We start from the raw sequence: 24,934 nt of genomic DNA, 5'->3' as shown, positions 1-24,934 counted from the left end.
AGAATTATGCATCTGCCAGCATTTAATGTTGTACGATTGCGGCAAAAACCTTTTGCAGATCTATACAATCGGATATATGAAACAACGAAGGTAAAAATGAAAGCTTATACAGCTGTTCAAAAGAAGCTGCTCATTTTAGTTTATACATTATGGAAGAAAGATGAAGCATATGATCCATTCTATGGGTATAAATCATCCGGAGAAAAGGAGCTGGCGCTCTCTTTCGTTAATATTGAAGCATAGGTGCAGAAAAAAAGTAGCTCCGTTGTTGAACAGAGCTACACAAGATGAACATCCGTCGAGCTATCGCCGTATGCTCTCTTTCGTTACTTAAAATTAAAAAATATGTCTAAATAAATTTGGTTTTTCAGACAGTACCTCGCGGGGGAAGAAGAAAAAAAATAATAATTAACGCTTAGTTACATCTATTCCATATGCCGATCCTGTTGCCGTACTATCGGTGGGAGAATAACCAACATGATGCCTGACCCCATTTTTCCAACAAATATCGGTAGAAAGGCCCCCGCCAATCGAACCAACTATATATACATCTTTATCAAGGATTTTAATTGCATTGGCAGTAGCTGAATAATAATAACCGGTTTCCAGGATATTCATCTTGCCGTTTTTCCAATACACAGCATTTCGCCAATTTTCATGACCTACTATGTAGACGTCTGAACCTGATATTGCTATATCATATGCGGCGGACGGTTCATTGGATAATATTGTTTTTATGCCATTTTTCCAATAGACGGCTTTATCATTTTCTGCTCCGACCACGTAAACATCAGTTCCATTTACAGCTATTCCGTGTGCATAGCTTGAGCTATCACTTAGTTTGGTCTGCACACCATTTTTCCAGACATAGGCACTATAACCGAGTGCCCCGCACATATAAATATTGCTACCAGATACCACGAAATCTAAATCATCGTAAGTTCCTGGTAGCCCTTTAGCAACTACCGACTTTACTCCATTTTTCCATAAAACTACTTCGGCAAAGTAATATTCAAACCCGGCAACATACACATCATTGCCAACTACTGATATTGCTTTGGCCGCTGCCGGATACACGCCATCTGTTAAATCAGTGGCTACACCATTCTTCCATATTTTGGCTTTATATCCAAGTCTACCCGCAACATAGACATCATTACCTGATATAGCGACATCATTGGCATACGATTCGCCAAGCATAAGTGGACCTAAAGAATATTTATACCCATTTTTCCAATAATAGATGTATCCGTTTTCATTGCCTACGATAGCAATATTTGCGGAATCAAGCCATGTGGAAGATGTGGGATTCGTGGGGTTTGGGGTTGGATTTGGTGTAGGATTTTGAACCGGTTCATTGGGCTTTTGGCAACTTAGAAGTAACCCAAGTATACACGTAAGCATGAAAGACAGTTTGCAAAGAGAAAGCAAGTTTTTTGAAGTGATTTTCACAAGGGTTAAGTTTTGGTGCAGCCAATATAAGCATAAGTTTTGTTGATGATATTGATATTACGCAGTTCTTATAAATGGTCTGCCTGTGTACTTTATATATCAATATTGGGAATGAAGCGCTATACAATATATTTAAGCGAGAGTAAGGTTGCCTTTTAAAACAAACTATTATTAAGTGGGGGACGATAGGGACACAAGGGACTAACTATGTCCGGAATAGTTTATCATTTCAGATTGTCTTTTAACCGGGCCAGGTACTGATCATAGGCTTTTTGATGGTTCATCCAGAAATGAGATGGAATCCTGGTGACAGCTACAAACAGAAATGCAATGTCGGGAATGAACTATTTCCTTTCAAAATGGCTGTTATAGTTTTTCGGGTTTTCATGTACGATGGGCAAATTATTTGGGATCCATTTCCATTTCTTCCAGCTTTTTGGTTGGTGTTTCGCCTAGGTGTGGCCTTGATTGAGGGGAATATTTATTTATTGTAGTCATGGTTATTTCTTCTTTTGAGAGTTTATTATACAACCTGCGAGTCAACTTGCCTGGATTGGCATGTGAGACCCGCGGGCGAAGAAAGTCAGCTTGCTCTACTGGAAAGCGAGACTCGCTGGCGAAGGGAAGTGCTATTTGTCACCCAGAGAGCTGTCAATAAAAACAATTCCAAGCTTATAACAAACAGAACGAAAAACTTCTTTAACTACAAGCAATGTTCCGTCAATCTTTTTTGTGTTTTGATATCCATAAAACTCAATCCAATAAACGGCATCACTATTCCTAAATTCGTATAAAAAGTCATCCATTGAAAAATCTGTGTCGTATAAAGCACTAACAATTGCTTTAGAAGTTCTTCCTATTTCTTCCAATAATTGGAATTCTATTTCACTTTCCTTTTTAAGTTCATCCATTATTTCTTCAAGATATTCCCGCTTTTCAAGTCCAATTTCTTGGTCAAAAGATTGCAGTTTTCTTTCCATTACTTTTAGTTCAGGTATCGCAGCTTTAAAGTCGTCTATGGATACATACTCTCTATAGTATCTTACTTTTTTTACAAGTTGTCCAAGGTTGTAATTGTAAGAGCCTTGAGGTGCATTCATAAATTCATAACGCAGTAAGTTCATAATTAATTTGAATTTTTTTTTTGGTTTTGATAATTGCGTGAACAAGTCAAGTAGCTGCTAACAAATTCATGTGTTTTTTTTGTTGAGATACAATCTTGTTCAAAAAGCTATGGGAGCAATAATACAAATTAAATATAATAATAATAACTAAAAAATAATATATTTGGATAAGAATTAGCAAGTTAGACCCATTGCCTAAATACAGTTTATGCACATATGTGCATATGTCTGGATTCATTTTTTTAGTCTAATAAAATATTTTGAGACTTGGGTTGTCTATAAAAACGACCAAGGGGGTAAGTAAAAGAATATAACAAATATGTTTCACGCTTTTGATTCATCTGTTATTATTCATACACAAACTAAAATTATTTTTATGAGTGATAAGAAAAGGATTTTTCAGATATTTTCTGATGAATCAGGGTATGAAGGAGGGAACCAGTTTGGATGCTTAGCGAAAATTGTTGGCGAAAAACACAATCAAAAAGAACTTAATCAAGAATTAAAAAATGTTCTTGAAAAATATGGTATTGAAGAGCTTAAGTTTAAGAATGTAAATAATAATAGAAAAGTAGCTGCAGCTAAAGAATTTATTGATTTAAGCTTAAAATATATCAATCAAGGCTTCATCGGAATACATGTTATAATATGGGACAAGAAGGATTCACGGCATAGTGTTTATGGAAGATGTGATATAGCTAACCTATGTAGAATGTATTATCATAATCTCAGAAGCATAAATAAGCAGTGGATTGTTGATGCACAATGGGAATTTTATCCTGATGAATTTTCTGCAATAAATTGGCACTCGGATGTGGTTAAATATTTGAATGATAGACCAATTAGGGCTATCTGTAAACTCGAGCCTGATCTTTTTGGCTTTTATACAGATTTAAGAATTAATTACTCAAAGGTTAAAGAATTGAGCTCTAAAAATTTTCCTATTTTACAACTAGCAGATATTTATGCAGGTCTATGTAGAACATCTAGGCAAGAACATATCAATTATAAGAAATGGTTTTCAAATGAATCATCTCAACAATCTTTATTTCAGAACCTGAATACCTTTGATGTTTCTAAATCTCTCCAATATAAATTTCTAGTCAAAGAGCATTTTAAATTAAAGTGTGATAGTTTTAAATTAGGCGTTAATATATCAAATAATGGTTATTTGCAGACATTTAAGCCTTCACGTAAATTATCAATTTGGCATTATACTCCACAAGGAGAATTTGACAAAGCCCCCATTGCTAAATGACATCTCTCGAAATAAAAAGCACATATACCAATCAATAAAATAACGGTAAGAAGTTTTAAGGGTAATGGGCTTAATCAAAGCCGGTTCCTATTAAAACTACGCGTGGATAGCACATTGGAATTATTGAACATTTTGTTTTGATTTCTTTTTTCCTTTAACGAATAAGCCAGAGGTGTATTGGTCATAGAGCTCGAAAAGGTATTCTATGCGTTTGGTTTCTTTGTGGAAGGGCTGGGAGCGCCTTAACAGAGGTCTACTGCCTTGTCTAGGACTGGTGGGCTTTTATCAGGGCTGGCGGCATATGCCTGGAGGCTCATGTCTGTTGGTATAATGCGAGTCAACTTAGCATGATTAGCAAATGAAACTCACGGGTGAAGAAAATCATGATATGAATTATTACCTATAATGTTTATTTCAAAACAGAACTCATGAAAATGGATGTGATGTGTAGTATGAACTCAAGGTCGATTGTATTTACAGTGTTATTGTGTTTGACATGATTATTTTGATATTTTGTATAATAATTAAGCAACTGGATAAACATGTTTCTCATTTCTTTAGACATGCCTCTTTCGTTTTGAAATCTTCCTAAATCATTGCATTGATTTTCTAATGATTTATCATTTTTAAGTACTTTTTTTAATAAAAGTTCTAACGATAAACGTAAATCATCCATAGCATTTCTTGGATCTACGTTTGTATTAATTCTTTCAATTGCTTTTTTGTATAATTCCGTTACTTCGGAATATGGCTTTAGAAGTTCAAGTGTGTTATTGGTATAAGAACCACCTTTATAAATTGTGAGTTCTTTAGGTTGATTAATTAAAACTTCAGAGGCCAGGAGAGCTGCAATGTTTGCAGCATATATTGCCAAATCTCTATTAGTATATAAATTATGTTGCTTTAATTCAAATAAATCAATGTCAGACCATATAATATGTTTCAATTGTTTGCCATAAAATTCTACACGTATAGTTTCTGGAGTATAATACTGAAAAGAAAGCCTATTTTCTATTACTGATAATTTTTCATTCCAGATATTTACAATATCCGTTGCTGTTGCATGATATTTCGATAAAATTTTAGAAAGAACTTTGGATTCAGATCCTGATAAAAGAAGTTCCCTAATCGAGCTCTTAAATGTTGGGAAATCAAAAAAGGGTCCATCCTGAGCAATTAAATACAAACAAATTGAATTTGTATTTGTAGAAGTTTGTCCATCGATATCTTGAGATTGTTTTAAGAATTCCGTTTTTATATAACTTAATGCATATTCAATCAATGAAAGTTTTTCATAAATAGAAAAGGTTAATTTTTGCGCATTGAAGTATTGAGCTGCTTGAACTGCTAAATGTAAATTGTCAAGTTCTTTTTTAGTTATTAAGTTTTTTCCTTCTTCACCTGTTAAATCTTTTATTGGGATTGGAATTTCATTCAAATTTGAGATACCTATTTGTTTCGAATTATTTCTAAAAGCGAATCGAAGTTGTTCCACACAGGTGTAATAAACTTCATTTAATGCTGTAAGATAAACGCCTTTTGACCATCCACTTTCCTGTTGCTTACGTATATAAAAGTTAGGCCTAGCGTATTCAGGATATTTTAACGCCTCAAAAAATACACTTTTAAGATTTAAGCTTTCCAAAGTTTTATCAATTAAAATAGCATCTAGTAAATCAATTTATAATTGGGTTTCCTACTTAATATTTTGTGGGATATAATTTTCTTCATTATAAGGAAGAATCTTTCTTCTGAACATCCATTTATTGTGAGGTTTGAAATGGCGGGATATTTCTTGGGTGATTTCCTTATAGTTATCACTTCCATCGGCACGCTTATGAAAAAAGATGTCTATCTCCAGACAATTCTTATGTTCAAATATCTCGTTGAGTAAAACTCTATCCGATAGGCCACAAGAATGACCAACAACAGATACTACATATGGTTCATTGTCTAAACCCGCAATCAGTTTATTGTAGTTGTTGGTTTTAAAATATGCAAATGATTTGATGTGCTCCAGGTAGGCATTCTCCCCACTATCTTCTATTTGTTGATATTCAGGAGCTGTTTCATCACCATATCCAAAAATTATTGGATTTCGATCTTTGTTTGATACCTGTCCATGAATGTGTATTATTTCATTTTCATAGGCATAGTTGAGCCCCTGCAGCATATCAGTATAATTAAAGTTTACGAAAGTAACCGGTGAATCCTCTTTTAATTGTAATGCTTTATAAATATTAGTGCGCGTATCTTCAAATATTTTTTTGCATTGTGGAATCTGATGATTAATTAAATCTAGGTACTGTGTTAGCCTTGAGATTAAAAAATCAAAATGTGTATTAAGTAATTTCACATTTACAATGTGCTGACTTGAGTTAATAGGAGCCTGCTTAAAAAATGTTGTAAGGGTATTAAAATAATTGCGTTCAATATCAATCCAGTTTCCATTTTTGAAACTCTCAACTAAACGTTTAAAATAATGAGAATTAAATTTTATTTTTTGAGTGTTAGTACTATTAATTAAATCTAAAACTTCTTGTATAGTTTGTGGTTCTGTTGGGAAAATTGTTGAAGTGCCGGGATTAAGCAATGTTATATCAAGAAGGCAATCGTTATACACTCCATTATTTACAAATTCTTTGAAGCAGCTGCACATATACCAATCTATAAAGTCTCGGTAAGAAGTTTTAAGACCATGAGCGAGGTCAAATCCGTTTCCTATTAAAACAAAGCGTGGATAACTCATGCGAATTATTGAACTTTTTGTTTTGGTTTCTGTTTTTCTTTTGTAAACAAGCCAGCAGTGTATTGGTCATAGAGTTCAAAGAGGTATTCTATGCGTTTGGTTTCTGAGGTAAAGGGCTGGGTACGGTAACAGAGATCTACGGCCTTGTCCAGGGCCTGGTGGGCTTTTACGAGTGTTGGAGGCATAGTGTTAGGGGCATACAAGTCTGCAAGACTTGCATTAAGGAATTGTGCCCTTGAATCTAAGACTGCTTGTGCAGCTTTTTCGACAGACTCTTTAAGTTTATCATTTATATCCTTAGGAAATGGAAAACTGTTATAAATGGCAGGTGAATAGCGATAATCAGACTTCAATCTACCGCAAACAGTTTTTGTCCAAGCCATGTGCATTGCACTCATAAGAATGCCAAATAAATAATAAGATGCTTCTGGTATTATATTCAGCATTTCATGAGCAATGGTATGAGGGGTTAAGTATGCCAAAGGAATATAATATCTACTTTCTGATGAAACTCTGGGCAAAGCTAAATAGTTGGTGGATGGCTGTCGATCTTGTGTGAATAGGTGTGGAAATTTGCTAAATTCTCTTACGCTTCTTGTAGGACTTAAACTCCTTGCTTTTCGGACTTCGTCTAATCTTTTTAAAACAAGTGGCATTTTACGTAATTCATCAGGTGGGCAATCTTTCAACCACAAACAATGCCTGATTATTCCATTCATTAGTTCGAAGCCCCCGATATAAGGTCTTATCCATTTCTCGGCTTGTTGTTCATTTTTAATCATTTCCTTCATTTCTTCGCTTGTCATAATTAAATGACCACCATCTGTAGGCTGACTTCCTTTAAACATTTCCGGAAAGCCATGTATTGGTTTAGTGCGAGATTGAAGAAACACATCTTTGCCTTCAACTAAATAAGGGTTAATATTTTTAACAGGAATTACATGCGGTTCAGATTTTAGATGCTCATAATCGTACAGCAATTTATTTGTAGAATCAAAATTTGCAAATCCAATTATAACGACATGGACTGCAGCGTTTCCTCTTGCCTCGTTGCTCCAGCTAAAAGTCCTATGCGCAAAATGAATTTTAATATGGTATTTACTAAATAGCTCGCTCCATAATATTCCTACCTGTTCACCTTGAGAAATGGAATTAGTTGATACAAAACCTGTCCTTATCATTGCGGGTATTGTTTTGGAATCATTGTCTGAAACATTATGGTTTTGCATATATTGAGCAGCTTTCAAATACCATGCTGTAACATAATCCAGTCTGCCTGCTTTTTTTGCATCTCCAAAAACTACTTCCATATCCTCCATTTGATTGGGACTTCGCCACTGATGCCCAATAAACGGGGGATTACCCATTATGTAATTATACTTGGATTTTTCAGTTAATAGGCTTTGCCAATCCATCCGCAGGGCATTGCCCTGGACTACGGTGGCGCTCTTTTTTAGTGGCAGGCGTACATAGTATTCTCCAAAGGTTTCGCTGGCCTTCATGTTCATCTGGTGGTCAATCAACCACATGGCTACCTGGGCTATCTGTGCGGGGAATTCTTCGTATTCTATACCGTAGAAATTGTCTACGTCAATAGTGAAGAAGGTGGTGATATCTGTTACCGTTTGCCCCTTCAACTGCTGCTTTACTATTTCCATTTCCAGCAGCCGCAGCTCGCGATAGGCCATGATGAGGAAGTTACCACAACCACAGGCAGGATCGAGGAAACGCAGCTTACTGATCTTCTCGTGCAGTTTCTGCAGCTTCCGGTTATCAGCTTTGGCGGATTCGAAATCGGCCCAGAGTTCATCGAGGAACAAGGGCTTGATCAACTTCAGTATGTTCTTTTCGCTGGTATAGTGTGCACCCAGGTTGCGCCTGGCTTTTTCATCCATCACGCTCTGGAACAGTGAACCGAAAATAGCGGGAGAGATAGTGCCCCAGTCAAGGCCACAGCAATCCATCAGTGCTTTGCGCATGCTGCTGTCAAAGGCTGCCGTTGGCAAATGTTCTTCAAATAGCTTTCCATTAATGTAGGGGAAGGCGGCAAGGCTTTCATCAAGGTTCCTGAGCCGTTTTTCCTTTGGTGTGTTGAGCACTTCAAACAACTGGGAAAGGTGGGCAGCCAGGTCGCTGCCATCTTCGCGGGTATGCAGGTCGAGGTAGTCGTAAAAGATCCCCTTCTCCCATATATTGGTATCATCGGCAAAGAGCATGAAGACCAGCCTTACGAGATAGAGCTCGAGGTGGTGCCCCTCATAACCGATGCTTTTTAATTTGTCGTGCAGTCGGCCCATGAGTTCAGCTGCTGCCACATTCACGGGATCCTGGTCCTTATAACTTCTTTTCTGGTAACCGGCGATAAAGCCAAAGAGGTGCACATGGTCAACTAGTTTGTTGAGGGTGAAATCGTGCTGCTCCTTACTATCGAGATCATACAAGCGGAAATTCTCAAAATCACTTACCAGGATATAACGGGGAAGCTCGGCTTCTTTTAGTCCCGGGAAATAATCCTTTGCCTGCTGGTAGGCTTTGTCGAGACTTTTACCCCTGGATTTGTGTTCTACCAAGATGGTTCCTTTCCAGAGCAGGTCTATGAAGCCTGATTTGTCATCTACCTTTTTTACCTGCTGTTCGAAGGTGGCCACGCGCCGGCGGCTGATGCCGAAGACATTAAAGAAGTCGTCCCAGAAGGACTTGGCTTCGGCGTCTTCACTTATTTCGTTTTCCCATTCTTTGGAAAAGGCGAGGGCACGGGATTTAATTTCATTCCAGCTTAGGGGCATGGGGTGGTGGGGATTGTGGGATCAAATGTATATAAAAAAAGGAGAATATTTTGGAACGGGGAAAAGGTTAATAAGTTGACAAGTTGACTAGTTGACAAGGGATAAAGGGAACGGGAGAACAATAGGACAAGGAATACCGAATGATGAAGTAATTAGGTGGGAGAGGCTTTTTTGTTAGGGACAGAGTCTAGGTTTGAGAGTGGGACAATGGGGACATGAGGGACAAAGGAACCGCAGAACAGATGAACAATCCGCCTTCGCTAAAGCTATGGCGGACGACCCGCCTTCGCGAAGGCTTCGGCGGGCGAGGGGGTCATGAGTCGGGAGTCGGTAGTCTGGAGTCGGGAGAACAGGAACCGCAGAACAGATGAACAAGGAATAAGGAAGTGATAATTTGATAATCAATGTTTAAGATAATGATGAATGAGAGGGAAGTGCACCTGGCAAGGAAGATTCCCCAAGGACGAAAATTTTGTTGTTACATTCGTAGCTGATCATTACCAAATGAGAACGACTATTGTAATATTGATTTGCTGTTTATTGTTAGCCTGTAAAAAGAACAGTGTTGAGGAGGTTCAGCCGCCAGTAATAACTAATCCTAGTAGTGATAGTTTAAAAGGTTTTTCAATAAGCCTTGTGGATTCCACAACAAGTAGTGCAAAGATTGCCTGGACAAGCGCCGGTGATTCTAGTAAAACCACCTATTCCGTATTCCTGGACGACACGAAGGTGGCCTCTAAGCTTACGAAACGCGATTTTGAATTTATTAGCCTCAAGGCAAATCGGACCTACAAAGCTAAAGTGGTGGCCTATGGTAGTGGAAATGATTCGATTTCAAGTACCATTCAATTTGGTACAAAAGATCCTTATCTAAAGTTTGCAAGGCAACTTCCCCCCGATGTAGGAAATGTATATGGAATGACCCTCGCCCCGGATGGCGGATATGTATTTATTTACGGAGGAGCGCGAGATACTTTTTTCGTAGGTGATGGTAAGCCCGGGACGGTTGCTATTCGTATGATGAAAGTTGATTCCCTGGGAAATGTGAAATGGTCTAAAAGATATGATTATCAATGGGAAGGCCCTGAGCTGTCGAAAATCAGGAGCACTTCGAATGGCTACCTGATTATGTTGCAAAGAGGAGTTCTTAAAATTGATTATGAAGGAAATGTGGTATGGAAATACCTATTAAGTACTCCTGATTACCAGGTTTTTAATTCTTTTCTTGAAACGCAGCAAGGAGACATTATTATATCTGGTGACCAGCTTCCACCACTAGCATCTTTTTTAATAAGACTTAACAGTAATGGCCAGCTTTTATGGAGACGGGAATACCCGCTTGATGATTCGTACCTAACTGTGAGAGATCTTGTTGAAATTCCTTCAGACAATTCCTTTGTCATGTTTGGAATGAAATCTAATTCGAGGTATGGACTGTTGAGAATTGATGGTTTAGGAGAAAAGATCTGGGAAACATCCTTTGGTGATACCTTAACAACAGCATTTCCAGGTTTTTTGCATTTAGTCGGCAATCAAATTCTAGTCAGTGGAGCAACAGTTGGGAACTACTATCTTCATACTTTGCAAGTGTTTCGATTTGACTTCAACGGTAACCTGCAACATGCAGTGACTTTAAGCGAACCCAATGGTGCAGATGCTGTCCGTTCATTTCAACCTACAAAAGATGGTGGAAGTATTGTACTGGGAAATATTGGTACAATGGATGGGCCTTATTTTATAAGGCTTTTCAAGTTGGATTCCCATGATAATAAAGAATGGGAGGTGACTTATCGAAATTTTGATATTTCTCATATGATACAGCAAACCAGTGATGGTGGTTATGCTTTTATTGCCTACTCTAATTATTACAGGTCCTATTTCCTGATAAAGACAAATGCGTCAGGAGAATTGTAGGCATAGGTTTATTCCTGGTTTATGATTTACTGTTCCTGGATCGTTAATCAGGCGCCAGAAACTTATTATTTGGAACAGTATTTAGTACGAAGGGAAAGGTGACGAGTGGGACGATTGGGACAAAGAATCCAGAACAGATTAATCTGTTCTGTTGAACTTACCGTGGAGGAGGGTAGTTTGTAGTTTGTAATTTGTGGTTAATGATCTAGGGCAGTAAAACAGGACCGTAGATTTCTGCATTTTTCAATTGCATCGTATTTCCAAAATCATCATATAGTATACAAGAAAACCGGGCTTGCCAGACTTTTTGGGTGTTTACATCAGTGCGGATTTCATCTTTGAATGAAACAGACTCAAAACTACTTCCTTGCTGACTTCCCCTGTTGCTTGCCCAAGTATTGCCGTCCTTATCAATATAAAATACAACGAGGCCATTTTTCGAAGGATCCAAAAGATCAGTAATTGTGCTTTGGCGTACTGAAGTTTGATAAGTTTTTGTACCTGGTGTAAACCAGGATATAAATTCCTCCCTTTTTCAGGAAGAAGTAGCCATATTGAATGCTATGTTCATTTGCGGGTGTAAATCAGCAACATTTCTAAATATCTGCGTTGAAGCAATCATGTAATAACAGTGACCCTCTGAACATTCGCTACTCAAATCACTATAGCCTTCTGAAGCCCCGGCCTGATAGGTAAATGAAGCGTTATTTTTATGCGAAGGGACAACCCAATTCATATCCGTTCCATTCAATTGCCCCTTAAAATAGAAACTATCTTTTACTGAATTTGCTGGATTGGGTTGAGAAGCCAGTTGATCTTCACTTTTTTGACAACCAACGAAGGCCATAAGCATAATGAGGATAGGCAGCAATCGCATAGCGGGTTAGTTTAGATTATGGAAATTAATAATTGTTGAACATACAAAGGGTAATGTGCTCTGTTTTAATATGGATTTAGCATTTTGGTTGAATGGAAGGAAAGGATCACTCGCTTAAAGAATGCTACAGCTAAAAGTTCAGCGGAGCCTAGTTAATAAATTAGTTGTGAAATAATTGATGTGTTATGAACCGATTTTTTGTAGGTATTAATTCGGGCATAGAGTTACGTAAGCAGTTTTACCTTAGAAATTTTTTGCCTACTTGTTTTTTTATGCGAGTAGCTTTGCAAATAACTAATCCTGCACCTTTACCGATTCATTCTGTTCTGACTAATGCATGAGAATTATATGCTACCAGGTTAATTGAAAATAGCTTCTTTCATTTCAAATTTTTTTATATGAAACTATTAGAAAATAAAGTTGCCATTATAACCGGTGCAGGTTCAGGCATAGGAAAGTCAACTGCAATTCTATTTGCCAAAGAAGGTGTATAGGAGGCCCTTTAGCAGCAACCGGGGAGTATCCGGTTGATGGATGGAAAAAGGTAATAGACATCAATCTTTCCGGTGTTTTTTATGGTATGCGTTACCAGATTCCTGCCATGCTTCAAAAAGGTGGAAGTATTATCAATGTAGCATCTATCCTGGGACAGGCCGGAACTAAATTTTCACCGGCTTATGTTGCAGCTAAACACGGTGTTGTAGGACTGACAAAGGCTGCTGCGCTTGAATATGTTGATAAAAAAATACGGATCAATTCAATTGGGCCAGGGTATATTAAAACACCCCTGGTTATGAATTCACTTGACACAGCGGCTTTGAATGCACTGGTTGGATTGCATCCTATAGGCCGGTTGGGTGAGTCGGATGAGATTGCGGAATTATTACTTTGGTTAGCGTCGTCAAAATCTTCTTTTGTTACAGGATCATATTATCCTATCGATGGAGGATACCTGGCGCAATAAACTAAAAGCATTCAGTCCTTTTTAACCCTAATGAACTTTTAAATAATATTCCGGGAGGGCATAAAAGCTAACAGATCAGCATTTGCATAGCCATGCAATTTAGCTTACCAAAGAATTACTTAAGGCTATCCTTTTTATTTTTTGAGCAAGTTCAGTGGCTTGCTGTATATTAAATGGACGGTCAAAAGATTTGACGTCCAACTTATTAAGCCTTGGACGTAAACACTCATCTACATTGGAATCGTAAAAAGCAAATTGAATTATTTTGTAAGTATCATGGCTTTTTAAAAGGTGATAAAGCTCTTCACCATTCATTCCTGGTAAAAGATAATCTGCGATAATCAATGATGGATATTCATCTGCTGAGTTCAATTGATCCAGATAATGAAATAACAGGTAGCCATTTTCTACGATTTTTACATTGTCCAACCAGTCAATCCTAGTAAAATCTTCAATTGTGAGATCCCTGTTTTCCGGGTCATTTTCTATAATTACTACTTTAATTTTCGCCACATCCATTTTGCAAATGGTTTTTTACGGATTATACAATAAGAACTTTTGAAATTTTAAAACAAAGTCATAAGCAGGATATACAAGCAAAGGATTTACAGGTATCAACTATTTAGTTAATCCAGGATGTTGCATTCACGCAATAGTTTTGGAGATTATTCGAAAATAAAGTTCTAATGGATCAAAAAAGTATAATTACTAAAACCGTAAAAGCGTAATAAAAATTAATGGTTTATCAAAGGATTCATTGCGGGATGTACTCCATACTACTTACCATACATAGTTACACCAAATTATAATGCGTTGCAATAAGTGCTAATACCTATTCGGGCTAGTAAATCATAAGAGCAAAAATAAATTATGAAATGGGAACAAAAGACAATAGAATAAAAGAACAGATGAACAATTCGCCTTCGCTAAAGCTTCGGGCACAAGGACAATATCCAACTTTGAAGTAGTCAGGTTGGAGAGTCATTTTTTGTGGGGGCAGGTTTTGGGCAAAAGAGGAGGGACTAATGGGACGAAAGGGACGACCCGCCTTCGCTAAAGCTACGGCGGACAAGTGAGTCTGGAGTCGGTAGTCTGTAGTCGGGAGTCTAAGACAGTTTGTAATTTGTAGTGTGTAGTTTGTAGTTATTTAGTTCGGAGAGGCTGGTGATTGGGAACAAATCTTAGGACGGAGAGAGGGATAATAGTGGTAAAGGGGACAATAGAATAAAAGAACAGATGAACAATTCGCCTTCGCTAAAGCTTCTGGCACAAGGACAATATCCAATTTTGAAGTAGTCAGGTTGGAGAATCATTTTTTGTGGGGGCAGGTTTTAGGCAAAAGAGGAGGGACTAATGGGACGATATGGACAACCCGCCTTCGCTAAAGCTATGGGGGACAACCCACCTTCGCTAAAGCTTCGGCGGGTGAGGGGGAAATGAGTCGGTAGTCGGGAGTCTGGAGTCGGAGAACAGGGACCAAAGAACAGACGAACAATCCGTCTTTGCTGAAGCTACGGCGGGCGAGGGGGACATGGTCGGGAGTCGGTAGTCTGGAGTCAGTTGACTATGTTACTCAAAAAAGGGCCATAAATTCTTCGGGATGCTGGTTTCGGGACCTGATGAACAAAATGCATTGTAAGTATACCACCAGGGAATTTCGGTCAATGGAACAAGGATAGAAAAGTAAAGCAATAGTACAAGCCAATCCAACTGCTTATTATGGAAGTGAAGTCAAAGGATAAGGAAGTCGAGAAAATGGAATATTGACGTGAAATAAAATACATGTTGCAAAATATATACATCGTTAGGTGAAAACTAGTTACGGAATATTATTTTATTACTCAATATGGGGTATACAGAGGTGTCGATTGCACCTTTTTATATTTCTGTTTACATCTTGTTCAATATAATTTCAATAATTAATAGAGCAGTATAAACAAAACTAATGTACAGCAAGGGGCATATATTTTGTTGTTTTAAAGCCAGGAACAAGCCAAACCAGTTTCAGAGAACTGTTTTAATTACCATTTTAAATAATAGCCTTGATCAATTTTTATTTTGCATGCAGATTCAAAGGTTTGAAAATGCTTTGCATCATAATTTTGATTTCAATTTTATTGACCAGTTGTAAAAAGTCCAGTCAGGACCAACCAAATGATAATCCTGTCATTAAGGAAGCTTTGGATATAACATCCGTTTTACAGCCGGTAACTCATACAATTACGGGTAATATTGGTGGTTATTATATAGCTATACCATCTAATTATAAGCAAACTCATTCATCTTATCCATTATTGGTATTCCTTCATGGTGCTGGTCAGTTTGGAAATGGATCCCTGGATCTTCCATTGCTTCTGAATGATGGCCCAGCGCAACTGTTGGACGAAAAGCGTTTACCCGGAGTCTTTAAGGTTCATGAAAATGATTATTCCTTTATTATTCTCATGCCTCAAACAAGATCCTTTGCAAGCAATGCAGACATAGCTGCCTGTATTGAATTTGCCAAGCAAACATACAGGGTGGACAGTAGCAGAATCTATCTTTCTGGATTAAGTAGCGGGAGTGAAGCTATTAGCAATTTCGGAGCCACCAATACAAATAATATAGCTGCTATAATTCCGATGTCTGGCGTACCTGCAGATTATGCCAGTACAGATAAGTGTAAAAGAATAGCCGAGGGTAACCTTCCAGTATGGGCATTCCATTCAGAAGATGATCAAACTATCAACGTTTCTTATGCTAAGGGTTTCATTGCCTCTATAGCATCATTTCACCCAACAGTAATGCCCAAATTAACTCTTTGGCCTACCGGAGGGCATGATGCCTGGACCAGGGCACTCGATCCTTCCTTCAAAAGCGATGGGATGAATATTTATGAATGGATGCTTCAATATCACCGTTAATTGTATTCATGCAGTAGTTATACTTTTTTTATTTTTTCTTTTTTAGAAATCCAAATAATATCTAAAACCGTATATCAACAATAGGCCTTTATTGTATTCCTAACTGTTTTGTAAAGACCTTAATCACCCCTTTGTAAGCAAGCTTCGGTTATCCAGTAATCAAATCTTCTATCCTGTAGAGCCAATTTTTCATTTAAAAAAATTAAACCATGCAGAAAAGTTTTACCAGGAAAGGAAGGCTTTGGTACCTGTTGCTACCATTAGGGGCCATTATCACCTTCGTACTTATGTCTTCCAGCCACCGGGAGGCGCCATTGATTGCTGACGATCCACTGGCGGACAATACGGACCTCTATGTTTTCCGCAGCCCGGACAAGCCTGAAAAGGTGAACATCATCGCAGATTATATACCACTTGAATTACCACAAGGTGGCCCTAATTATTACAATTTTGGAACAAATATCCGCTATGAAATTCATATAGATAATAACATAGCAACCACAGGCGATGACATTATTTACCGTTTTACATTTCAAAACACCAACGAGGATCCCACAACATTTTTTAATATCAGGCTGGGTAAGCAAAATCAAAAAACCACTTATACACTTGAGCGCAGTATGAATGGAGGTGCGGCTTTTGAAACTATTGTTACCAATGGAATTGTTCCACCCAATAACATAGGACCGAGAAGTATTGAATCTCCCGTTGGACTAAACAGTGATTATAATGTATTAATGCATAATGCTATTACAATGGCCAGTACAGGGGAAACTGTTTTTGCAGGACCTGTGGATGATCCCTTTTTTGTAGATGTAGCTGGCGCTTTTGATCTTGGCGATTTGCCACGTCAAACAACAGGTTCAAGAGATGGACTGGCCCGATATAACGTTCACACAATTGCTTTGCAGATTGACATCTCTACTTTGCAAAAAGATCATAAAAATGTGAACCAGGCAGCCAACATTCTCGATGGAGATTTTGTAATTGGAGTATGGGCTTCAGCAAGCAGGCAGGCGACTAAAACTTTGAGGACTCCGAATGGCGGTTCGCCATTTAATCCAACCAATGGAGGTACTGCTGTTGAAGAAGGTAATTGGGTGCAGGTATCTCGGGTAGCTATGCCCTTGAATAACGAAGTGCTGAGCAATGTGGGGGTTAAAGATCTGTGGAATCACCTCACACCCTACCAGGACCTGGCCTATATAAGCACATTTGGAAATAACTATTATAATCCTGAACTGGCCCTCTATATGGATGACAGCAAGTTTGGTGGTGCTGTACCTGCCTTCAGGGCATTAAGAGTTCAGAGCAATTCTTTACACACGTTTGACTTTAGAAACACAATGATGGGTTTGTATCCACTAAAAGGAACATCTGCTGTTTCGGGCACCGCTCTGGATGATGCCATTGCAGGAACACTGTTATTGCCTGGTCCCGGTAAGCCACGTTCTGTTGATATCTGGCCTATATTTCATACGGGAGTGCCCAACCTTCGTCCCTACCAGTTGGCCACAGGTAAGAAAGGCAACCCACTAGCTGCTGGTAAGCCATTCATTAATAATTTTCTTCCCAATGGTGGTGATATGATCAGGTTGAATATGGCTGTTCCGCCTACTCCAAGAAATAGCCCTGATTTTAGTTCTGAGGGATTGGTGCAGGCAGCTGTTCTTGGATTAACCGATCCAAGATTTAACACCAATACAAATTTGGAATTTATACCCAATATGGATGGTTTCCCTAATGGAAGAAGATTGGAGGATGATGTTACAAGAATTGAATTGCAAACAGTAGGAGGTGTGGTATTAGCAGCTATAGGCTTATGGTACGACGATTACAATCCTGCAAATACATCCCAATCACCTGTTACTAACCGTTTAGTGAATACACTTCATTATTCAACCGGAGTGGAAAAGAACGATACTTCTTTCCAGAACGCATTCCCTTATGTACAGGCTCCATGGAGAGGTACAGTGGTAACCAATCAATAATAATCTATTAAGAAAATAATTATGAAAAGAAAGATAATTAGTTCATTATTGCTTGCAGGCGTTTTTAGTATTGCAGCAATTTTGATGTCATCCAGTCATCGCGAGGCACCCTTGCTGCTGGGTGATCCGACTGCTGATAATACAGACCTATACGCCTTCAGAAGCCCTGACAACCCGGAAAAGATCACTATCCTGGCCAATTACATACCATTCCAGTTGCCACAGGGTGGGCCTTATTACTATCATTTTAGTGATAATGTGCGCTACGAGATACATATTGATAACAATGCCGGCAATAACACTTATTCATCCGGAGATGATATTGTGTATCGTTTCAGTTTCCAGAGGACCAATGAAGATCCGTCAACTTTTTTTGATATAAGATTGGGTAAGGAAAATCTTAAAACAACCTATACTGTTGAAAGAAGTATGGATGGAGGGGTAAATTTTCAAACTATAGTAAGCAATGGAATCGTTCCGCCCCCCAATATTGGCCCCCGCTCTATAAGTAGCCCTGTAGGCCTGAATGCGCCTGATTACAATAGCCTGATGAACCAGGCCATCATGACCGCAAGTTCGGGAGAGAAAGTATTCTGCGGCCCTGTAGATGATCCTTTCTTTGTGGACCTGGCAGGCGCATTTGACCTAGGTGATATTCCCCGGACTGCAGGTGGAAAGTCAGCAGACGGATTGAAATGCAAAAATGTATCCACCATTGCCTTGCAGATTGATATCTCTACCTTGCAAAAAGACCATAAATCTGCAGACAAAGCATCCTCGATCCTTGACCCGAATTTTGTAATTGGTGTTTGGGCTTCCGCCAGCAGGCGAAAGATCAGAACACTCAATACAAATGGAACTGAAAATTACCAGGGGGCATGGGTGCAGGTTTCAAGGTTGGGAATGCCACTTACTAACGAAGTGGTAAATCCAATAGGAGAAAAAGATCTGTGGAATTCTTTGACTCCTTACCAGGAGGCAAGTTTGAATGATGGTAAATTCAGTAAGAACGAGGTCTTTGATGATAACCTTTATAATCCCGAGTTAGCGCTCTATATGGATGACAGCCAGTTTGGAACGGCAGTACCTGCTTTGTCTCCGTTGCGAATTCAAACGAATTCCCTGGGAAAATTTGATTTCAGAAATGGCAAGAACGGGCTTTTTTCTTTACGCCACTCTTCCGCCGTTTCAGGAACCGCCTTCGATGAAGCAGCATTTGGAAGTGTATTATTGCCAGGACCTAAAAAACCGCGATCTGTGGACCTTTATCCCATCTTCCGGCTTGGAGTTCCTAATATCAGGCCTTACCAGTTAGCTACAGGGAAAAACGGAAACCCCCTGGCAGAAGGGAAACCATTTATCAACAATTTCTTACCCAATGGAGGTGACATGCTGCGATTAAATATGGCAGTTCCGCCAACGCCAAGAAATAGCCCCGATTTCAGTTCAGAAGGTTTACTGGCTGCAGCGGTATTGGGTTTAACTGATGCCAGGTTTAACACCAACACCAATTTGGAATTCATACCTAATATGGATGGATTTCCCAATGGCAGAAGACTGGAGGATGATGTTACACGTATTGAATTGCAGGCTGTAAGCGGTGTGGTGCTGGCAGCAATTGGTTTGCCATATGAAGAACCAACAAGACTGGGAATGGTATTGAATTATTCCACGGGAGTTGAAAAAAATGATACTACATTGATGGCTTCATTTCCTTATGAGCAAACGCCATGGCCGGGCACCTGTAATTGTGCAGGACTACCTACCGGATATGAACAGCCGCAAGTACTGGAACCCAGCAGTGTGATGCGCCTGGCCACTCCAGAGGTATTCATGGCGTCATCGCCTAACCCATTTACCAATAGCACTTCCATTCGTTACCGGTTGGAAGCTCCATCAAACGTGATCATACAGGTATATGATGCTGCAGGGAACCTGGTGAAAACCCTGGTCAACCAGCATCAGGAAACCGGAACCTATAGTGCCATATTCGATTCTCACGAGTTGTCTAAAGGCGTCTATTTTGTAAAAGCGATCAGTAATGGACAGGTTAAAGAATCTATCCGTGTCATCAAACATTAATGATTAAGGTGATTAGGTCCGTTATTCTATAACGGGCCTAATTCTTTTTAAAAAGGAATATCATTTCAAGCAAACCATATACAACCGCGGTAATCGAATCTTAAAAATCTTCTTATGCATAAAAAGTTTACCTATATTTTATTGCTTTTATTTTTTGGCGGGATGACGTCTTTTATTGTCATCAGGTATCGTTCAAAAATAAAAAATAATGAAGTTGCCTTTTATCCTTTACAGGAAAGAAAAGGTAGCGCCGCATTGCTTCCGGAATGGGCAACTACAAAAACCAATGGTGATAAGCTTATACGCATTGTGAGGGAAACACCAACTGATATTAAATCAACACTGGCACTGGCAGCACTTTACATCCAGGAAGCAAGGGTTACCGGCAACTATACTTATTATGATGGTGCCGCTACAAAATATATTGGTGATGTCCTTGCTATGGAGCCACGGAACTTCCAGGCATTGATCCTTAAGGCCATACTGCAGCTTTCACAACATCATTTCAGCGATGCCCTGGAAACTGCAAGCCAGGCACAAAAAATTAATCCCTACAATGCTTATGTTTATGGCATCATGGTGGATGGCAATGTGGAGATGGGAAATTATCCTGCTGCTGTTGAATATTCTGATAAGATGATGTCCATCAGGCCCGACATACGATCTTATGCCAGGGTTTCTTATTTACGTGAAATTCATGGAGATAACCCAGGTGCAATAGAAGCTATGAAGATGGCTGTGGAAGCTGGAGGGTATGGAGATGAAGGAACAGAATGGAGTCGTATTCAGTTAGCACGGTTGTATGAAAATACTGGTGAGATCAGAAGCGCTGAAATGCAATATGATATTGCATTGAATGAACGTCCGGGATATGGATATGCTATTGCCGGTTTAGGTCATATAGCTATGGCATCAAAGGATTATAATAAAGCAATCAGGTATTATGAATCTGCTGATTCTACTTTGAATGATATTGCATTAAAAGAGCAGCTTGCCGAGCTATACAGCTTGACTTCACAGCCGGGTAAGGCTACGTCCATGGTCAATACCATAATTGAACAATTAAACCTGGGTTCAAAAGAAGGCCAGGCAAGCGTCAATCATCATGCAGATAAAGAACTGGCTTATGTTTATTTATTAAGAAACGAACCAGCAAAAGCAGTTGAACATGCAATGAAAGAATATAGCCGACGGCCAGATAATATTGATGTCAACGAAGCGGTGGCCTGGGCTTACTATAAAAATGGGGATATTCAAAAAGCCCTTCCATTTTTATCAAGTGCATTACGTACCAATTGCAGAAACCCGGTTTTATTGCTTCGTGCCGGGATTATTTATGCTAAAGCAGGTGATCGTGTCAAATCTGCAAACTTTTTAAAACAAGGTTTGCAAAATAATCCCAACCTGGACCCTCTGTTAAAGAAGGAAGCAATGGAGGCGCTAGCCAGTATGTAAAAAGTTTGAACTTTTTGAAAGAATATTGAAAAAAATGCATTGAAGAAAATCTTTCCATTAAAACAGGGGTAAATATTTTTAAATTAAACACAACTCCAGATAAATTATTTGTTGTACTTAAAATTGAAATCAACAAACATTCGTTCATGCCCTCTACCAAAAGATCAGCTTCAAAATATTTTATAGTCCTGGTTCCGGGCTTAATGATGTTAACCCAGGCTTCTGCTCATACTGTCAACCTGGTTTTGGAAAAGGCTCCAGCCGGGGACGTGGTTTGGTTTTATCTCAAACTTGGAATAGCGCATATAGTACCCATGGGTATTGATCATATTTTATTTGTAGTTGCCCTTTGTCTTTTAAATACTAAACTTAAAACGATACTATGGCAAGCAACTGCTTTTACCCTTGCCCATTCAATTACACTGGCACTCAGTATGAAAGGTGTAATGACACTTCCTCCACCAATTGTAGAACCATTAATTGCCCTTTCCATAGTATTTGTAGCGGTTGAAAATATTTTAATCAACGAGTTAAAGGTTTGGCGCATACTTATTGTTTTTTTATTTGGCCTAATTCATGGACTCGGATTTGCCGCTGCATTGAACGAAATAGGTCTTCCACGTAATAAATTTTTCACTTCTATCATCTCTTTTAATGCCGGTGTTGAATTAGGACAAATTTTAATTATACTTTGTATTTATCTACTCATTATTCACCCCATGGGTCGAAAGATTTGGTATAAAAAGATTATTGTTTACCCTATTTCACTGGTAATTGCTTCGATAGCCCTCTTTTGGACCTTTCAAAGAATAACCTGATAAAAAAGATGCAATAAATAGAAAGGTTTTATGTAATAATCAAGCATCCAGATGCATTAGTCTTTTCCTTGCCAAGAAATTATTTAAGTGTGCTGGATATGAAGGGGTTGGGTGCTGGCACGTATGTTATCCAGGTAATCAATAATCAGACTGGAGATTATATTCAACGAATGATTATTAAACTATAAATAGAATACTACATACTGCATATAAGCCAGGCATTAGTTTTGTACCTATTTTATTGGTGTTCATTTGTTTGCAATAGAAAGAGGCTATCCAATAGTTGGATAGCCTCTTGTATTTTTCATTCTTTTGGTGAGTTTATAAAATAAACAGATTTATAAATTAAGACATTTTTTTACTGTTTGCTAAAAAATTAATTAACGAGCAAAACTTTATAAGCCTGCGTTGTTTTTTGGATACTATACAATGCTATCAGGGCACCATAGCTACCACCCCGCTCAATAAATTCAAATAATTCATAATGAGGATAGAATAGTTCACTTGCCATTTTCCAAAATAGAATGAACAGCAGAAATTGGGGATTTGGACGGATTAATATTATCAGTGCAGATGCAATTTCAAAAATGCCAATGAAATGGGCTGACAGCGCTGCATTTGAAAAGCCCAGGCCTGCATATTGGTCGATCAGTCCTTTTTTCTCTATTAAATTTAACCAACCATGTCCCAGTAATAACAGGAATACTACCCATCTTAGGAGCATTGCAACTTTGTGATAATTTATTTCCGAGATATGATGACCAGGATGAATTTTTGTAAACCAATTTTTGATTTTGTATTCCCAGCCATATACAATTAAAAAAGCCAAGGGCGCCCCAAAATTCCCGGCGCGTTCAATTAACTCAGCAAAGGGTTCTCCAGACAGAGGTCTCAAGGAAGCAGTTACAAGACCCCAAATAATAAGCCATACTGCAATACTCCGCAAGGGATAAATAAGCATGGTAATGCCCAATATAATATCGATACCACCAACTACCGGCATCAATTGATAAGCCAATTCATGGCCAATGCCGAATACCTCAAAGTAATTGCACCAGATAGGTTTGGTGATAACACCGAATATGCCATGACCAATAAAGCACATGCCAATGGCTATTCTAAGTGAATAATGTATTTTTTGTTCCTGTGTAAGTGGCAACATAGTGTATAGTCATTTTGAATATTAATAATACAAGAAGGATCTACTTGCCTGTCTTTTTCATATTTAACCGTTCATCAACCAACTGTGCTACCTCTTTTCCGTATTTATTGCTGCTTAAACAAGTTGGGTGAAAGTGAAGACCTCCGTAGAAACGAGCCCAGGTATTTTCCATGGCCGCTTCATTGAAAGATTTATAGCTTCTGTTTTTGATACCAAACTCCAATTCTGAAGAATCCGTATAGGCAAAGTTGTCGCCAAATACACTTGTTAAAGCTTCGGCGGCGGCAGAAGATCCTGTTGAATGACCACAGGTATATTCAGGAAAAGCCGGGGTTTGCAAGTAAGGCTGCCAATCCGTATCGAATGACCGGTTAATAACTGTTTCAGGTCTGACAGTATTATAAGTGAATTTTTCATTCCAGCATTGGATGAACGAATCGAATAGAACAATAGCAGTTTTAGTATAAGCAAATACTGTCGTAGCATAGTCAGCTTTTGCTTTTTCTGCAGCAATACCAACGATGCTCATCCAATGACCCGGAGGTGAAAACTTTTTGGTGCCATACATTACATGTCCGCTTACATTTAATTTAAATGGATTATCATCCCAGAATTCTGTGATGTGCTTTTGTTCGTCTGAAAGGTGCCTTGTAGAATCCAAGAGTTGCATGACCTGTTTATAATAGGCACTTTTTTTATCTGTAATATTAAAGGGGAATGGAGGAGGTGCTTTAAACTGCCCTGCGCTATCCATAACCAATGGACGTATTTTGTTCCAGTGAGGTTCTACAGCCGAAGCATAAGCTGGTGGTGTGGGGACCCAACGACTGGGATCATCAGCTTGCACATTATACCGTTCCATACTCCTGGTTTCAGCATAATTGTCTTTTTTGCTCCAGCTCATAATAACTTTTGAGACCGAATTGGCATATTCGATGGAATTTTCATAAATGTCTGAAGGCATACCATGGTCCTTTGCCAGCTTTTTTAAACTATTGACATAATCGTCCATACTTCCTTCCGGAAATGTCACTGATTCACCAAGGGTGCAAAATGCCATCAGTGCAGAAAATTCATAATTTATAGTCTTACCGGCGACCGGTTGAGGAACTGTTGTAAGGCCGTGAAGCTGACCCGCCAGCGAATAATACTGGTTTGGATATCCAGCTGCAATTACTTCATATGCGGCAACATTGGCATATAGATAGTTGCGGGAAGCAACAATAGGCGAAAAGTTATTGCCCATTACAACCTTATTCAATTCATGTACTGTATTAGAATAAAGCTTTGGATCGTTAAAAATGGTTTTATAATCTTTTTTTGTATTACAAGCTATTAACTGCATGACAATTGCACACAGCAGAATATTAATTTTCATAAATAAAAATATTAGATGGCA

18 protein-coding genes are annotated in these 24,934 nt (G+C 38.6%); 9 read left to right on the top strand and 9 right to left on the bottom strand.

Features of this window, described 5'->3' with window-relative positions:
• Positions 1-243: hypothetical protein (locus tag BP74_RS11515; protein ID WP_496374213.1), on the top strand; the 243-nt coding region annotated here is incomplete at its 5' end.
• Between the two features lie 165 nt (positions 244-408).
• On the opposite strand, the gene BP74_RS11510 is transcribed toward BP74_RS11515, so the two are convergent.
• Together BP74_RS11510 and BP74_RS11505 are read right to left on the bottom strand one after the other, a co-directional pair.
• A complete protein-coding gene (locus BP74_RS11510; RefSeq protein WP_496374211.1) occupies positions 409-1,404 on the bottom strand; it encodes a hypothetical protein in 996 nt (331 codons plus the stop codon).
• Between the two features lie 677 nt (positions 1,405-2,081).
• Positions 2,082-2,576, bottom strand: a complete 495-nt coding sequence (locus BP74_RS11505) for a hypothetical protein (protein ID WP_496374209.1) — start codon at positions 2,574-2,576, stop codon at positions 2,082-2,084.
• Positions 2,577-2,952: 376 nt separating this feature from the next.
• On the opposite strand from BP74_RS11505, the gene BP74_RS11500 reads away from it, so the two are divergent.
• Positions 2,953-3,834 carry a DUF3800 domain-containing protein gene (locus tag BP74_RS11500; protein ID WP_496374207.1) on the top strand — a complete coding sequence of 294 codons (882 nt, stop codon included), beginning with the start codon at positions 2,953-2,955 and terminating at the stop codon, positions 3,832-3,834.
• Between the two features lie 409 nt (positions 3,835-4,243).
• Here the strand turns inward: BP74_RS11500 and BP74_RS11495 are convergent, their stop codons facing one another.
• From BP74_RS11495 to BP74_RS11485, 3 genes are read right to left on the bottom strand one after another with little or no spacing between them, the layout of a single operon-like run.
• On the bottom strand, positions 4,244-5,479 hold the full coding sequence (locus tag BP74_RS11495; protein WP_496374205.1) for a hypothetical protein: 1,236 nt from the start codon (positions 5,477-5,479) through the stop codon (positions 4,244-4,246).
• A 51-nt stretch (positions 5,480-5,530) separates the two neighbouring features.
• Complete coding sequence (locus BP74_RS11490; protein ID WP_496374203.1) at positions 5,531-6,583, bottom strand: AbiH family protein; 1,053 nt, start codon at positions 6,581-6,583, stop codon at positions 5,531-5,533.
• Positions 6,584-6,588: 5 nt separating this feature from the next.
• Positions 6,589-9,369, bottom strand: coding sequence for a class I SAM-dependent DNA methyltransferase (locus BP74_RS11485; protein WP_496374201.1), 2,781 nt, complete (start codon positions 9,367-9,369; stop codon positions 6,589-6,591).
• 636 nt (positions 9,370-10,005) lie between these two features.
• On the opposite strand from BP74_RS11485, the gene BP74_RS11480 reads away from it, so the two are divergent.
• Positions 10,006-11,283 carry a hypothetical protein gene (locus BP74_RS11480; RefSeq protein ID WP_496374199.1) on the top strand — a complete coding sequence of 426 codons (1,278 nt, stop codon included), beginning with the start codon at positions 10,006-10,008 and terminating at the stop codon, positions 11,281-11,283.
• A gap of 535 nt (positions 11,284-11,818) precedes the next feature.
• Here BP74_RS11480 and BP74_RS11475 read toward each other — a convergent pair.
• Positions 11,819-12,160, bottom strand: a complete 342-nt coding sequence (locus BP74_RS11475; RefSeq protein WP_496374197.1) for a hypothetical protein — start codon at positions 12,158-12,160, stop codon at positions 11,819-11,821.
• Between the two features lie 472 nt (positions 12,161-12,632).
• Here BP74_RS11475 and BP74_RS11470 point away from each other — a divergent pair, with 472 nt between their 5' ends.
• Positions 12,633-13,124 carry an SDR family NAD(P)-dependent oxidoreductase gene (locus BP74_RS11470; RefSeq protein WP_496374215.1) on the top strand — a complete coding sequence of 164 codons (492 nt, stop codon included), beginning with the start codon at positions 12,633-12,635 and terminating at the stop codon, positions 13,122-13,124.
• Positions 13,125-13,223: 99 nt separating this feature from the next.
• Here BP74_RS11470 and BP74_RS11465 read toward each other — a convergent pair whose 3' ends face one another.
• On the bottom strand, positions 13,224-13,643 hold the full coding sequence (locus BP74_RS11465; protein WP_496374195.1) for a hypothetical protein: 420 nt from the start codon (positions 13,641-13,643) through the stop codon (positions 13,224-13,226).
• A gap of 1,565 nt (positions 13,644-15,208) precedes the next feature.
• On the opposite strand from BP74_RS11465, the gene BP74_RS11460 reads away from it, so the two are divergent.
• The 5 genes from BP74_RS11460 to BP74_RS11440 all read left to right on the top strand — a co-directional run bounded on the left by BP74_RS11460 (position 15,209) and on the right by BP74_RS11440 (position 22,373).
• On the top strand, positions 15,209-16,027 hold the full coding sequence (locus BP74_RS11460; RefSeq protein WP_496374193.1) for a carboxylesterase family protein: 819 nt from the start codon (positions 15,209-15,211) through the stop codon (positions 16,025-16,027).
• A 209-nt stretch (positions 16,028-16,236) separates the two neighbouring features.
• Entirely contained in the window at positions 16,237-18,018 is a 1,782-nt protein-coding gene (locus tag BP74_RS11455; RefSeq protein WP_496374191.1) for a DUF4331 domain-containing protein, read from the top strand.
• A 21-nt stretch (positions 18,019-18,039) separates the two neighbouring features.
• Positions 18,040-20,100 carry a DUF4331 family protein gene (locus BP74_RS11450; protein WP_496374189.1) on the top strand — a complete coding sequence of 687 codons (2,061 nt, stop codon included), beginning with the start codon at positions 18,040-18,042 and terminating at the stop codon, positions 20,098-20,100.
• A 114-nt stretch (positions 20,101-20,214) separates the two neighbouring features.
• On the top strand, positions 20,215-21,555 hold the full coding sequence (locus BP74_RS11445) for a tetratricopeptide repeat protein (RefSeq protein ID WP_496374187.1): 1,341 nt from the start codon (positions 20,215-20,217) through the stop codon (positions 21,553-21,555).
• 146 nt (positions 21,556-21,701) lie between these two features.
• Positions 21,702-22,373, top strand: a complete 672-nt coding sequence (locus BP74_RS11440; RefSeq protein ID WP_496374185.1) for a HupE/UreJ family protein — start codon at positions 21,702-21,704, stop codon at positions 22,371-22,373.
• A 376-nt stretch (positions 22,374-22,749) separates the two neighbouring features.
• Here BP74_RS11440 and BP74_RS11435 read toward each other — a convergent pair whose 3' ends face one another.
• Both BP74_RS11435 and BP74_RS11430 read right to left on the bottom strand, forming a co-directional pair.
• Positions 22,750-23,391, bottom strand: a complete 642-nt coding sequence (locus tag BP74_RS11435) for a hypothetical protein (RefSeq protein ID WP_496374183.1) — start codon at positions 23,389-23,391, stop codon at positions 22,750-22,752.
• Positions 23,392-23,575: 184 nt separating this feature from the next.
• A complete protein-coding gene (locus tag BP74_RS11430; RefSeq protein ID WP_496374181.1) occupies positions 23,576-24,913 on the bottom strand; it encodes a vanadium-dependent haloperoxidase in 1,338 nt (445 codons plus the stop codon).
• Between the last annotated feature and the right edge of the window lie 21 nt (positions 24,914-24,934).

Source organism: Flavisolibacter ginsengiterrae DSM 18136, from assembly GCF_059568575.1.
Note: the sequence above shows the minus strand (reverse complement) of the source record. Positions and strands in the feature narration are given on the sequence as shown.